Annotated in this window: 12 protein-coding genes; 6 read left to right on the top strand and 6 right to left on the bottom strand. The window is 73.2% G+C overall.

Going from position 1 to position 12019, the window contains the following annotated elements; translation table 11 throughout:
- Nucleotides 1-16 precede the first annotated feature (16 nt).
- A complete protein-coding gene (locus AB0C73_RS02115; RefSeq protein WP_362523538.1) occupies nucleotides 17-334 on the bottom strand; it encodes a DUF6401 family natural product biosynthesis protein in 318 nt (105 codons plus the stop codon).
- A gap of 111 nt (nucleotides 335-445) precedes the next feature.
- Here AB0C73_RS02115 and AB0C73_RS02110 point away from each other — a divergent pair, with 111 nt between their 5' ends.
- Entirely contained in the window at nucleotides 446-898 is a 453-nt protein-coding gene (locus tag AB0C73_RS02110) for a VOC family protein (protein WP_362523536.1), read from the top strand.
- A gap of 17 nt (nucleotides 899-915) precedes the next feature.
- Here AB0C73_RS02110 and AB0C73_RS02105 read toward each other — a convergent pair whose 3' ends face one another.
- Both AB0C73_RS02105 and AB0C73_RS02100 read right to left on the bottom strand, forming a co-directional pair.
- Nucleotides 916-1614 carry a DUF6882 domain-containing protein gene (locus AB0C73_RS02105; protein ID WP_362523534.1) on the bottom strand — a complete coding sequence of 233 codons (699 nt, stop codon included), beginning with the start codon at nucleotides 1612-1614 and terminating at the stop codon, nucleotides 916-918.
- A 10-nt stretch (nucleotides 1615-1624) separates the two neighbouring features.
- Nucleotides 1625-2140 carry a DUF1203 domain-containing protein gene (locus tag AB0C73_RS02100; RefSeq protein ID WP_362523532.1) on the bottom strand — a complete coding sequence of 172 codons (516 nt, stop codon included), beginning with the start codon at nucleotides 2138-2140 and terminating at the stop codon, nucleotides 1625-1627.
- Nucleotides 2141-2306: 166 nt separating this feature from the next.
- On the opposite strand from AB0C73_RS02100, the gene AB0C73_RS02095 reads away from it, so the two are divergent.
- Both AB0C73_RS02095 and AB0C73_RS02090 read left to right on the top strand, forming a co-directional pair.
- Nucleotides 2307-3242 carry a helix-turn-helix domain-containing GNAT family N-acetyltransferase gene (locus tag AB0C73_RS02095; protein WP_362523530.1) on the top strand — a complete coding sequence of 312 codons (936 nt, stop codon included), beginning with the start codon at nucleotides 2307-2309 and terminating at the stop codon, nucleotides 3240-3242.
- Between the two features lie 68 nt (nucleotides 3243-3310).
- Nucleotides 3311-4315 carry a HEAT repeat domain-containing protein gene (locus tag AB0C73_RS02090; protein WP_362523528.1) on the top strand — a complete coding sequence of 335 codons (1005 nt, stop codon included), beginning with the start codon at nucleotides 3311-3313 and terminating at the stop codon, nucleotides 4313-4315.
- 29 nt (nucleotides 4316-4344) lie between these two features.
- Here the strand turns inward: AB0C73_RS02090 and AB0C73_RS02085 are convergent, their stop codons facing one another.
- Complete coding sequence (locus AB0C73_RS02085) at nucleotides 4345-5559, bottom strand: helix-turn-helix domain-containing protein (protein WP_362523527.1); 1215 nt, start codon at nucleotides 5557-5559, stop codon at nucleotides 4345-4347.
- A gap of 118 nt (nucleotides 5560-5677) precedes the next feature.
- Between AB0C73_RS02085 and AB0C73_RS02080 the strand changes: the two genes are divergently transcribed.
- The 3 genes from AB0C73_RS02080 to AB0C73_RS02070 all read left to right on the top strand — a co-directional run bounded on the left by AB0C73_RS02080 (nucleotide 5678) and on the right by AB0C73_RS02070 (nucleotide 9516).
- The gene (locus tag AB0C73_RS02080; protein ID WP_362523525.1) at nucleotides 5678-6724 is read left to right on the top strand and encodes an alpha/beta hydrolase; all 1047 of its coding nucleotides are present in this window, start codon (nucleotides 5678-5680) and stop codon (nucleotides 6722-6724) included.
- Between the two features lie 30 nt (nucleotides 6725-6754).
- A complete protein-coding gene (locus AB0C73_RS02075; RefSeq protein WP_362523523.1) occupies nucleotides 6755-7960 on the top strand; it encodes a serine hydrolase domain-containing protein in 1206 nt (401 codons plus the stop codon).
- Between the two features lie 224 nt (nucleotides 7961-8184).
- The gene (locus tag AB0C73_RS02070) at nucleotides 8185-9516 is read left to right on the top strand and encodes a M28 family metallopeptidase (protein WP_362523521.1); all 1332 of its coding nucleotides are present in this window, start codon (nucleotides 8185-8187) and stop codon (nucleotides 9514-9516) included.
- A 90-nt stretch (nucleotides 9517-9606) separates the two neighbouring features.
- Here the strand turns inward: AB0C73_RS02070 and AB0C73_RS02065 are convergent, their stop codons facing one another.
- Both AB0C73_RS02065 and AB0C73_RS02060 read right to left on the bottom strand, forming a co-directional pair.
- Complete coding sequence (locus tag AB0C73_RS02065) at nucleotides 9607-10836, bottom strand: DUF2092 domain-containing protein (RefSeq protein WP_362523519.1); 1230 nt, start codon at nucleotides 10834-10836, stop codon at nucleotides 9607-9609.
- Nucleotides 10837-10999: 163 nt separating this feature from the next.
- Complete coding sequence (locus tag AB0C73_RS02060) at nucleotides 11000-12010, bottom strand: polyprenyl synthetase family protein (RefSeq protein WP_362523518.1); 1011 nt, start codon at nucleotides 12008-12010, stop codon at nucleotides 11000-11002.
- Between the last annotated feature and the right edge of the window lie 9 nt (nucleotides 12011-12019).

Raw genomic sequence — 12019 nt, 5'->3', positions numbered from 1 at the left:
GCGGCCCGGACAAGCTCTAGGCAGCCAGCAGGTCGTGCTCGCGGATCAGCCAGCAGACGGCGGTCAGCCGCAGGGTGGCGAAGTCGTGCCCGACCGGTTCGGTCCAGTCGACCTCGGACAGCCAGTCGGTGAACCCGAGGACGTAGTCGGCGAGTTCCTCCCGGCGCACGGTACGCGGCCGGGGTCCGCGCTGGGCGGGGATCAAGGCGTCGCACACGGCCGCCGCGTGCTGATCGACGGCGGCCACCAGCCCCGGCTCGAAGCCGAACTCCGAGAGCCGGGGCATGTAGGTGGCGGCGACGCCGACCAGGGGACAGCCGGGCGAATCGTTCATTCCTATACATTACGCTCGGCCGACCGGGCCGCGGCCGTGACCTTCGTCGCAGACATGCGTCGCCGCCTTCGTCACAGCGCGGCTGTCGGAGGCCGCCCCTATAAAGGGTCCATGACCGCACTCCACTGGAAGCTCGTCATCGACGCGGCGGACCCGCACGCCCAGGCCGCCTTCTGGGCCGCCGCCCTCGCGTATCACGAGGAGGACCACAGTCCCCTCATCACCCGGCTCCTCGAAGCGGGCGCCGCCCCCGCCGAGGCCACGGCCACCGTCCGCGGCCGGCTCGCCTGGCGCGACCTCGCGGCCGTCCGTCACCCGGACGACCCCTTCGACCCGGACACCGACACGGGCCTCGGCCACCGCATCCTCTTCCAGCGCGTCCCGGAACCGAAGACCACCAAGAACCGCCTCCACCTCGATCTCCACCCGGCTCCGGGCACCCGGAAGGCGGAGGTCGCCCGGCTCACGGAGCTCGGCGCGACGGTACGGCGCGAGGTCGCGGAGATGGGCGGCGCGTGGACCGTGATGCAGGACCCGGAGGGCAACGAGTTCTGCGTGCACTGACCCGTCGGCCCGCGGCCCTACGCCCCCGGACGCAGCTTCAGCTCCACGCCCGCGATGCGGCCGAGTGCGTCGAAGGAGACCTCGGCCGCGCCCGCGCCGTGCGGGAGCTCGGCGAGGAGGCGGGTGGGCTCGCTGCGGTACGGGACGCCGTGGTGGTCGAAGTAACCCTCGACGACATGGCGGGGTGAGCGGCCGATGAGGCCGGCGCCGGCGAGGAGGGTACGGGGCAGGGCGACCGGGTCGAGGACGGGGCGCGGGACCTGGGGGTCGTCGGGGAGGAAGTAGACCTGGGTGGCCGGGCCGGCGGGCGCGCCGATGTAGCCGGGAGCCTCGGCCACGCCCATCCCGGTGAAGGCGAGCGTCTCGGCGGCGCGCCGCGGGTCCTCGAAGCCGCTCAAGTCCACGACCTCGGCGGTCAGTTCGGGGATGCCGTGGGCCCGTCCGTACCGCTCGACGGCCCCGGCGAGCGCGACGGCCTCGGTGCCGCGGAGGCCGGGGTTCGCCCAACCCCACATCCAGGACTGCTCGTTCATGTCGTACGTGCCGAGCACGCCGACCCGCAGCTCGATCCCGCCCTGCTGATAGCGACAGGTCACCAGGTCGGCCGACCACTCCCCCTCGGGCACGAAGCCCATCAGGGCCTCCAGCTGGGCCGCGCCCCAGGCGGCGTGCCGCTCGGCCTCGAACAAGAACACGTCACTGAATGTCTCCACCATGCGGCAGACCCTAGCGCCGCACCTCGAAGTGGAAGCAGCCGTACTCCACGGCCCGTACGTGCACCAGGACGACGGCCGGATCCGCGAAGGCCTCCGCGAAGGCCTCGTCGAACCCCTCGGTGGCGGCCTCCGGGATCTCCAGGAGCCGTCCGCCGACGATCCGCCCGCGGGCGTCGTAACGGCGCAGGGTCCGCAGCGCGCCCGCCCGGCCGAAGGGGTACGCCGTCGACGCCGCCGGGTCCGGGCCGCCGCACTCCTCGGCGTGGACGAAGACGGGCCCCTGCTCGTCGTACGCCCCGGGCTCGGCTCCGCTCTCCGCCGCCCACCGCCGCAGCGGCGCGTACGCCACGAGCGCGATCCGCTCCCCCACCCGCGCCCCGCGGAGACAGCACCTCAGGGGTTCCCCGCCCTCGGTCACGGTGTACGGCACGCAGTCCCGCCCGGCGTCGTCGGTGCGACGCAGCTCGGCGAGGGCGGCGGGCGCGATGGGCAGTGCGGTGTACGCGGTGCGCGTGGTCGTCGTCATGCCCACCACCCTCGCGCGGGCGCGGCCCACCCGCTGGCGGGTTTCGGACGCGTAGCTCGCGCCGCCGCGAACCAGCTCACTCGCCCAAACCACCCCTACCCTCTTTGCGAAATCCTTGACTCAAGGCAAGTATTGAGTCAAGGAAATTCGCGAGGAGGAGGGCACCATGAGCGGCCGGGACGACCTCGATGCGGCGGTGGCCGAGGTGCGGGAGTTCAACCGCGTGTACACCCGGCTCATCGGCGCGCTGGACCACCCGGAGAAGCTGCGCACTCCGTACTCCCTCACCGAGGCCCGCGTCCTCTACGAGCTCACGCGCAGCGACCGCACCCACGTCCAGGGCCTCCGCGAGGAGTTGGGGCTCGCGGCGTCACACCTGAGCCGGATGCTCGGCCGGTTCGAGGAGCAGGGGCTGATCGTCCGGGAGCGGCACGTCGGTGACGCGCGCCACCAGCAGGTCCAGCTCACCGAGGCCGGGCGAGCCGTGGCGGCCAAGCTGGACAAGCGGTCCAAGGCGGCCATCTCCGACCTGCTCCGCGGCTGCAGCGGGGCCAGGATCCGGAATCTGACCGAGGCGCTGCGCACGGTGCGCGCCACGCTCACCGGCCCGCCCGCCGGGGCAAGGATCCGGGTGCGCGAGCCGGCCCCCGGGGACCTGGGCTGGATCGCGCAGGCGCACGGGGCGCTGTACGCCGCCGAGTTCGGCTGGGACGCCGACTTCGAGGCGCTGGTCGCGCGGATCGTCTCCGACTTCGCCGAGGACCACGACCCGTTGCTGGAACGGGTGTGGATCGCCGAGCTGGACGGCAGGCCGGTGGGCAGTGTGATGTGCGTACGGGACTCGGCCCCGGCCACCGCTCGGCTGCGGCTGCTCCTGGTGGACCCGTCGGCGCGCGGCTACGGGCTCGGCGATCAGCTCGTCGACGCGTGCGTCCGGTTCGCGCGGGAGGCCGGCTACCGCGAGCTGGTGCTGTGGACCAACGACGTACTCACCGCCGCCCGCAAGATCTACACCCGGGCCGGCTTCGTACTCGTCACGGAGAAGCCGCACCACAGTTTCGGCCACGACTTGGTCGGCCAGGACTGGCGCCTGACGCTGTAGCACGGGCGCCGGGGCCGTCAAGGGCATGCGGCACTCGCCCCTGACCCGGTCGTTCTACGATCGCGCGCATGGCGACCTTCGTGCATCTGGCCCCCGCCGTCCACGCCGCCCGCATCCGGCGCGGCGGGATCAAGGCCCACGCGCACAGGCACGGGGCAGGTGAGACGCGCGGGGTGTATCTGTTTCCCGTTCTGCCGTCGTACCCGCTCACCCACCAGTGGCTGCGCGAGCTGGCGCGGCGGCCCGGTCCGCGCGGGTACGTGGCCGTGCACGTACGGCTGCCGGACGAGGAGGCGGTGACCGTCGGGCGGTACGGCGACCGGGAGCCGGAGGCGACGACGGCGGCGGGGGCCGTGCGGCGGATCCGGGGGCTCGCGGACGCGCGCGGCTGGGAGGTGTTCCTGCCGCGGGCGGTGGGGCGCGGGGAGATCCGGTACGTGCGGGAGGTGCGGCAGGTCAACGGCTGGCGGTACCGGCCCGACGCGCACGGGACCGCCCCCTGCCTCTGCGACGCGTGCCGGGTGCCCGGCGAGTACGGGTCGCGGCGGCTGAGCGAACGGCGCGGGAAGCCGGAGTACGGGTACGGACTCGCGCCCGCCGGGCGCGTGCTCCTCGCCCGGCTCGAACGGGCCGAACTCCGGGGTGACACGGGTGCGTTGTGCGAGGCCTTGCGGTGGTACGGGCTCCGCCGGCGCGGGCCGGTGGGGCGCCTGGCCGCGTTCGCCGGGCACCCGGACACCGAGGTCCGGCAGGAACTCGCCCGGACGGTCGCCCGGTGGTCCAGATCGGCGCCCGAAGTGGACGTGCTGCTACGGCAGTTGGCGGGTGACGCGGAGGCCGAGGTACGCCGGACCGTCGCCGAGGCCGTCGCGTACCGTACGACCCCGGCAGCCGACGCTCTCCTGACGGACCTGACCCGCGACCCGTCCCCCGCCGTGCGTGACGCCGTCGTCGACGGCCTCGTCCACCGCGAGACGCCGGAGGCCGAGGCCCTGCTGAGAGTGCTCGCGGAGGACCCGGACGAGGGCGTGCGCGAGTCGGTGGCGCTGTTGTGGGACCACCCTGGCTCGTAACCGAGCACACCGCGCCCAGCCACCGGGGCTCAGCCGTCGAGCAGCCGCCACACCGTCAGCGCCAGCCGCATCCTCGTGAGCCCCGTCGGGTCCGTCAGGTCCACGCCCAACGTCCGCGACAGCTGGTCGACACGGCGCGAGACCGTGCTGTGGTGGAGGTGGAGGCGGTCCGCGGCACGGCGGACGGACGCGGTGGCGCAGTAGGCGTCCAGGGTGGCCAGGTCCTCCGGACGGCTGTCGGCGATACGGGCGAGGGCCGCCACGTCCGGGTTGGCGCGGGCGACCGCGTCCGGGACCTCCGCGAGGAGCGCCAGGGCGCCCAACTCGGCGTAATGGACGACGGGTTCGCGGTCCGTGGTGAAGCGGAGAGCGGTACGGGCGTGGCGCCAGGACGTGTCCGGTCCGGCGGGACCGGTGGTGGGCTCCGCCCGTGGCCCGTCAGGGAGCCGAGCCGGGCCCACGCCAGCACCTCCGGTCCACCCGACATACCCGCGCCCGTCCTGCCCGACCCGTACGCCGTCGGAGAGGCCGGCCGCCGCGCCCCCTGCCCGTACGGCCTCGGCGGTCCCGGGCCCCGCCACCCCCGCTCGTACTCCCTCCGGGAACGCGCCCCGGTCCACGGCCGTGGCCAGCAGCACCCCGACGTCCTCGCACGGCGCCGCCAGCGCCGCCGCCTTCACCAGGCCGTGCGGGCAGACCGCCGCGCCGACCCGGTCGAGCGGCACGGCGCCCGAGCGCACCGCGACGACGTGCAGCGGCGCCCCGGCGGCGAAGCCGAGCAGCCGCAGGGCGCGGGCGCGGGCCACCTCGTCCGTGCCGGCGGCGACGGCGAGTTCGACGAGGGCCGGGTCGGCCATGGTCGTACGGGCCGGGCCGTAGCGCTCGACGGCCGCCGCGACCGCGATCGCGAGCCGGTCGAGCAGGACCTCGTCGAGCTGGTGCGGCGGGCCGGGCCGTTCCAGCCACACCTCGCCGATCTCCTCCTCGTCGAGGACGACCGGCGCGGTGGTGGAGGCGGGCCGGGGCGGGGCCGTCGCCTCCGTGCCCAGCGGTGAGACCCGGATGGCCCGGCCCGTGCCGTGCAGCCGGATCCCGGTGACGCACTCGGCCAGGCCCGCCGAGGCCCGCGCGAGGGCGGGCAGGTCGACGCGGCGGCGCATCAGCGTGTCGTAGAACGCGACGACGCGGATCGCTCCGTCGACGTACGGATCGAGTCCGGACACGCGCAGGGCAAGTGCCTCCATGCCGGAAGGATAGAAGCCGGACGGTGCGGGAGGGGTGCGCCGATCGGTGCGCGATCGGGGCCGGACGTGCGACGGACGGCGGCTGTCCGGGCGGGCGGTGCCGGTCAGGATGGGCGCCATGAACCTCGACCCCGAACTCGAAGCCTTCGTACCGCTGTTCCCCCGCGCCGACCTCTCCGACCCGGTCGCGGCGCGCACGCTGCTCGCCGGCCTGGCCGCCAACGTACCGGCGCCGGAGGCCGAGGGGCTGGTGGTCGAGGACGAGACCGTTCCGGGCGGCTCCGAGCCGGGGCGGCCGCCCGTACCCGTACGGATCTACCGGCCGGTCGGCGCGCGCGGCGCCGTCGTCTGGCTGCACGGCGGCGGGTTCGTCGCGGGCGGCCTCGACACCGAGCACCCCTGGGCCACCCGGATCGCCGCAGGCTCCGGCCAGGTCGTCGTGTCCGTCGGCTACCGGCTCGCGCCGGAGCACCCGTACCCCGCTGCCCTGGACGACGCCTGGGCCGTACTGAACTGGACCGTCCGGCACGCCGACCGGCTCGGCATCGACCCCGGCCGCATCGCGGTCGGCGGTCACAGCGCGGGCGGCGGCCTCGCCGCGGCCCTCGCCCTGCGGGCACGGGACGAGGGCGGCCCTTCGATCCGCTTCCAGCTGCTCAACCAGCCGCAGCTGGACGACCGCCAGGAGACCTGGTCGCAGCGGACCTTCACGGACACGCCGTGGATCGACCGGGACAAGGCCGGCGCGTCATGGCGGCACTACCTGGGAGCGCTGAAGGGTTCGGACGGCCAGGGCGACGTCGGCGGCGCCAGCCCTGAGGGCGACACGGGCGGTGCAGGCGGCACGGGCGGCGCCCCGCCTTCGGGGCCCGCCAGCCCCGACGGCGCCCGCCCTTCCCGTCCCTCGGCCCTCGGCTACGCCGCGCCCGCCCGGGTCGCCGACCTGGCCGGGCTGCCCCCGGCGTACGTCGCCACGGCCGAGCTCTGTCCCAACCGCGACGAGGACATCCACTACGCGCTGCGGCTGCTCCAGGCCCGGGTGTCCGTCGAACTGCACCAGTGGCCCGGCACCTTCCACGGCTCGCAGGCCATCGTCACCGCCGATGTCTCGCAGCGCCAGAACGCCGAACTGGGCGCGGTGCTCCGGCGCGCCCTCACCGACTGACTGAACCCACCCAGCGAGGAGTACGAACTCATGAACCTGCGACTGGCGTTGATAGGGCTCGCCGCCTTCAGCGTGATGGCGAGCACCACCCCCACCGCCGCGGCGGGCACGCCCCCCGCCCCGGCCCCCGCTCCCACCCCGGGGCTCGACCCCGCCGGGCTCCAGTCCGCCCTCGACGGCCTGCACGCCGCCGGGATGCCCGGCGCGTTCGCCGAGGTGCGGGACGCGGGGCGCACCTGGCGCGGCGCCGCCGGTGTGGCGGACCTGGAGACGGGCCGCCCGGTCCGGCCCGATCTGCTGCACCGGGTCGGCAGCATCACCAAGACCTTCACCTCCGCCGCCGTGCTCCAGCAGGTCGAGCAGGGCCGGATCCGGCTCGACGCGCCGATCGGCGACTACCTGCCCGATCTGGTGCCGGGCGAGCGCGGCCGTACGGTCACGGTGCGGATGCTGCTCAACCACACCAGCGGCATCGCCGAGTACATCCCGTACGCCTTCCCCTCCGTCTCCGGCGCCCAGGAGCCCGTCTCCTCCCGCAGCCTCGACGAGAACCGGTTCACCCACTTCCGTACGCACGACCTGATCGCGCTCGGTCTCGCGGCCCCGCCGTCCGCCGAGACCGGCGCGCTCCCCGGGATCTACTCCAACACCAACTACCTGCTGCTCGGGGAGCTGTTGGAGAAGGTGACGGGTGTCCCGGCGGAGGAGTACATCACCCGCAACGTCATCGAGCGGGCCGGTCTGCGCCACACCTTCTTCCCCGCCGGGCCGCGCATCGAGGGGCCGCACTCGAAGATGTACGAGGCGCTGGGCGGCGCGATCGACCCGCCGCGCGACTACAGCGTCTACACCATGTCGTGGGACACGACCGGGGCCGGTCTGGTGTCCACGATGGAGGACCTCAACCGCTTCTACGCCCGGCTGCTCGGCGGCCGGATCATCGGCCCGGCCGCACTGGCGGAGATGCAGCGCACGGTGCCGGTGATCGCCCTGGACGGGTCGACGATCTCGTACGGCCTCGGGCTGCTGAAGGTCGAGGTGCCGGGCTGCGGCACGTTCTGGGGGAACGAGGGCACGGTGTGGGGCGCCGGGACGGTGTCGATGACGCGCGCGGACGGGCGGCGCCAGGCGTCCATCGCCATCAACCTCATGCGGTGGAGCCGGCCGTCCACGATCGACGACGCGTTGGCGCGGCTGAGGCTGCGGGCGGTGGGCTGCTCGGGGGCCGTTCGCTGAGCGAACAGCCCTGACCGGATTCTGCTCTTGACGGGAAGTCAAACTCTCACTGAACATTCGTCACGCACGGCACAGCCGCCCGTGCGCATGAGCCCGTCGCACGACAGCACGCGCACCACAGCATTCGCACCACAGCACGCGCACAGCTCCACGCCTCGCGTCACCCACGGCGCGAGGCGCTCGCACGTTCCGTCCATCCCCAGTTCGGAATCCGGAGCCCCCACATGAAACTCTCCGCGAGACTTTCCGTGAGACTGTCCGCCCTGGCCGGCGCCTCGGCCCTCGTCCTCGGCGCCTTCGCGGGCGCCGTCCCGGCCTCGGCCGCTTCCTCCGCTTCGTCCGCCGTCACCCCGCCCGACATCCCGCTCGCCAACGTCAAGCAGCACCTCGCCGACCTCCAGTCGATCGCCTCCGCCAACGGCGGCAACCGCGCCCATGGGCGTACGGGCTACAAGGCGTCGATCGACTTCGTGAAGGCCAAGCTGGACGCGGCCGGGTACACCACGTCCCTCCAGCAGTTCTCGTACAACGGCTCCACCGGCTACAACCTGATAGCCGACTGGCCGGGCGGCGACCCCACCCAGGTGGTCATGTCCGGCGCGCACCTCGACTCGGTGACCGCCGGGCCCGGCATCAACGACAACGGCTCGGGCTCCGCGGCCATCCTGGAGACCGCGCTCGCCGTCTCCCGCGCCCAGCTCCAGCCGACGAAGCACATACGTTTCGCCTGGTGGGGCGCCGAGGAACTGGGCCTGGTCGGCTCGAAGTACTACGTGAACAACACGCCGGCCACCGAGCGCGCCAAGATCAAGGCGTACCTGAACTTCGACATGATCGGCTCGCCGAACCCGGGCTACTTCGTCTACGACGACGACCCGACGATCGAGCAGACCTTCAAGGACTACTACGCGGGCCTCGGCATCCCGACGGAGATCGAGACCGAGGGCGACGGGCGCTCGGACCACGCGCCGTTCAAGAACGCGGGCGTCCCGGTCGGCGGGCTGTTCTCCGGCGCCGACTACGTCAAGACCTCCGCGCAGGCGCAGAAGTGGGGCGGTACGGCCGGCCAGGCCTTCGACCGCTGCTACCACTCCTCGTGCGACACCTCGGCGAACATCGACGACACGGCCCTGGACCGGAATTCGGACGCCGTCGCGTACGCGGTCTGGAACCTGTCGAGCGGCTCCACCACTCCCCCGCCGACCGGCACGGTCTTCGAGAACACCGCCGACGTCTCCATCCCGGACTACCCCGGCGCCGCGGTGACCTCGTCCGTGACCGTCAGCGGTGTCGCGGGCAACGCGCCCAGCAATCTCGCGGTCGGCGTGGACATCGTCCACAGCTGGATCGGTGACCTCGTCGTGGACCTGATCGCGCCGGACGGCACGGTCTACAACCTGCACAACCGGACCGGCAGCAGCGCGGACAACATCAACCAGACGTACACCGTGAACGCGTCGAGCGAGGTCGCGAACGGTGTGTGGAAGCTGCGGGCGCAGGACAAGGCGTCGGCCGACACGGGTTACATCAGCGGCTTCAAGCTGACGTTCCCGTAAGCCGCGCCGCTGCGCGGACATGAAACGCCCGGGTGGGTCGGTGACCATCGCCCCGACCCACCCGGGGTCCCAACTCTCGCTCCTTCGGGATTACTTGCTCGCGTTGGCGGCGTTCACGAGGGCGTCCGGAGTGACCGCGCCGACGTAGATCTTGCCGTCGTCCGTCATCAGGGCGTTGACGATCTTCGTCTTGAAGACGGTGCCGGAGCCGAACTTCCCGCTCACCTTGTCGCCGAGGGAGTCCAGGAAGCCCTGGACCTCCTTCGGCGCCTCGCCGGTCTCGGGCGCCGGGGCGCCGGTGTCGATCCTGGCGATGGTGGTCCAGCCCTCGCCGATCATCTCGGGCTCGCCGGCGCCGCCCTTGCCGCCCTTCTCCCCCTTCGCGCCCCTCTCGCCCTTCGCGCCCTTGCCGAGGTCGCCGAAGAGCCCGCCGAAGCCCTTCCCGAACTCGTCCTCGGCATCCTTGCCGGCCTTGTCCGCCGCGCCCTCCGTCACCTTGGCGCCCTTCGGCGCCTTGAAGTCGAAGGTGTCGGCGGCGGGCTTGGCGAAGTCCACCTTGGTGAAGCCCGCGTCGACGACCGGCTTGCCGCCGCTGACGGAGTCGAGGGTGAACTTCAGCGGGGTGCCGTTGGCGGCGTCCACCGCGATCTTGACCGACTCGATGGTCGAGCCGGTCTGCTTGGGCTTGATGACCAGCTGGTACGCGTCGCGCCCGGCCACCTTGGCCGTACCGCCGACGGTGATCGAGGTGGTGTCGCCGGCCGCCTTGAGGACCTCGTCGGCGAGCTGCTTCGGCGTGGCGGGCAGCTCCTTCTCCGAGGCCTTGCCGTGCGCGGCCTTGCCGTGCGGGCCCTCGCCCTTCTCCGCCTTCTCGTGGAAGACCTCGTCCGACGCGCTGTCGTACGCCCAGACGTCGTCCCCGTTGTGGATCAGGCTGTACTCGTCCGAGCCGTCCAGGATCGTGAGCTTCTGCCGGTCCGGGCCGTCGGCCGCGACCCGCAGCGTGTGCGAGCCCGAGACCAGCTCGGTGAGCTTCGCCGACGGGTCGGCGCTCGCGGATCCGCCCGGCCCGGACGGGACGGCCGACGGGAGCAGCCCCGCGACGGACGGCAGCCCCAGGTCGGTGCTGATCCTGAACGTGCCGGACAGGGTCTGCGTGTCCGACGCCGCGATCTTCTCGATGAGCTGCTGCGCCGTGATCTCCGGCAGATCCGGGTCCCCCGACGCCGCGAGCGCCGGCACGAGCCCGATGGTCGCCGCGGCCACTCCGGCCACCGCGACCGGGACGACGTAACGGCTCGCCTTGCGCTGTCCTGCCATGGTCTGCGTTCCCTCCGTGCCCTGGTGTCCGATGACTCCATCTCACCAAGAACCGGGCCCGGATTCGTCAGCCCCCGGGATCAACCTCGCGTACCTCTCCGGGATGACCCGCCCCTAGGGCGGGTCCCCCGGGAGACCACTCGGGCCGGGCCGACCGGCCCGGTCAGCCGGCCCGGTGCACCACCGCGTCGCACAGCTCCCGCAGCGCCGACTTCGCGTAGCCCTCGGGGAGGGGGGCGAGCATGGCGCGGGCCTCCTCCGCGTAGCGGACCGTGTCGCGGCGGGCCTGCTCCAGGGCGGGGTGGACGCGGAGGCGGCGGAGGGCCTCGGCGTGGCGGGCGTCGTCGGTGAGGTCGCTCTCGATAAGGGCGAGGAGCTCCAGGTCGTCCGGGCGGCCGTGGGCGGCCGCGGCGGCGCGGAGGTGGAGCACGGGCAGGGTGGGGACGCCCTCGCGGAGGTCGGTGCCCGGGGTCTTGCCGGACTCGTGGGAGTCGGAGGCGATGTCGAGGACGTCGTCGGCGAGCTGGAAGGCGACGCCGAGCCGCTCGCCGTACTGGGTGAGGATGTCGACGACGGACTCGTCGGCGCCGGACATCATCGCGCCGAAGCGGCAGGAGACGGCGACGAGCGAGCCGGTCTTGCCGCCGAGCACGTCGAGGTAGTGGTCGACCGGGTCGCGGCCCTCCTGCGGGCCGGCGGTCTCCAGGATCTGGCCGGTGACCAGGCGCTCGAACGCCTCGGACTGGATGCGTACGGCCTCGGGGCCGAGGTCCGCGAGCGTGTGCGAGGCGCGGGCGAAGAGGAAGTCACCCGTGAGGACGGCGAGCGAGTTGCCCCAGCGGCTGTTGGCGCTGGCGACCCCGCGCCGTACGGCCGCCTCGTCCATGACGTCGTCGTGGTAGAGCGTGGCCAGGTGGGTGAGCTCGACGACGACGGCCGAGGGCACGACACCCGGCGCGTACGGGTCGCCGAACTGCGCGGCCAGCATCACGAGCAGCGGCCGGAACCGCTTGCCGCCCGCCAGGACCAGGTGCTGGGCGGCCTCGGTGATGAACGGCACGTCGCTCTTGGTGGCGTCGAGGAGACCGGCCTCCACGGCGGCGAGACCGGTCTGGACATCGGCTTCGAGAGCCTGGTCCCGCACGCTGAGGCCGAACGGCCCGACGACGGTCACGAGGGGTTC

It is taken from the genome of Streptomyces sp. NPDC048623, from assembly GCF_040650755.1.
Taxonomy (GTDB): Bacteria; Actinomycetota; Actinomycetes; order Streptomycetales; family Streptomycetaceae; genus Streptomyces.
The sequence above is the reverse complement of the archived record's forward strand: the minus strand, read 5'-3'. Positions and strand labels throughout refer to the sequence as shown.

Bases quoted from the DNA above. Each gene is read 5' to 3' on its own strand.
- AB0C73_RS02095 (WP_362523530.1), top strand. From the start codon at position 2,307: ATGAGCGGCCGGGACGACCTCGATGCGGCGGTGGCCGAGGTGCGGGAG.
- AB0C73_RS02105 (WP_362523534.1), bottom strand. From the start codon at position 1,614: ATGGTGGAGACATTCAGTGACGTGTTCTTGTTCGAGGCCGAGCGGCAC.
- AB0C73_RS02075 (WP_362523523.1), top strand. From the start codon at position 6,755: ATGAACCTGCGACTGGCGTTGATAGGGCTCGCCGCCTTCAGCGTGATG.
- AB0C73_RS02090 (WP_362523528.1), top strand. From the start codon at position 3,311: ATGGCGACCTTCGTGCATCTGGCCCCCGCCGTCCACGCCGCCCGCATC.
- AB0C73_RS02065 (WP_362523519.1), bottom strand. From the start codon at position 10,836: ATGGCAGGACAGCGCAAGGCGAGCCGTTACGTCGTCCCGGTCGCGGTG.
- AB0C73_RS02110 (WP_362523536.1), top strand. From the start codon at position 446: ATGACCGCACTCCACTGGAAGCTCGTCATCGACGCGGCGGACCCGCAC.
- AB0C73_RS02070 (WP_362523521.1), top strand. From the start codon at position 8,185: ATGAAACTCTCCGCGAGACTTTCCGTGAGACTGTCCGCCCTGGCCGGC.
- AB0C73_RS02085 (WP_362523527.1), bottom strand. From the start codon at position 5,559: ATGGAGGCACTTGCCCTGCGCGTGTCCGGACTCGATCCGTACGTCGAC.
- AB0C73_RS02080 (WP_362523525.1), top strand. From the start codon at position 5,678: ATGAACCTCGACCCCGAACTCGAAGCCTTCGTACCGCTGTTCCCCCGC.
- AB0C73_RS02115 (WP_362523538.1), bottom strand. From the start codon at position 334: ATGAACGATTCGCCCGGCTGTCCCCTGGTCGGCGTCGCCGCCACCTAC.
- AB0C73_RS02100 (WP_362523532.1), bottom strand. From the start codon at position 2,140: ATGACGACGACCACGCGCACCGCGTACACCGCACTGCCCATCGCGCCC.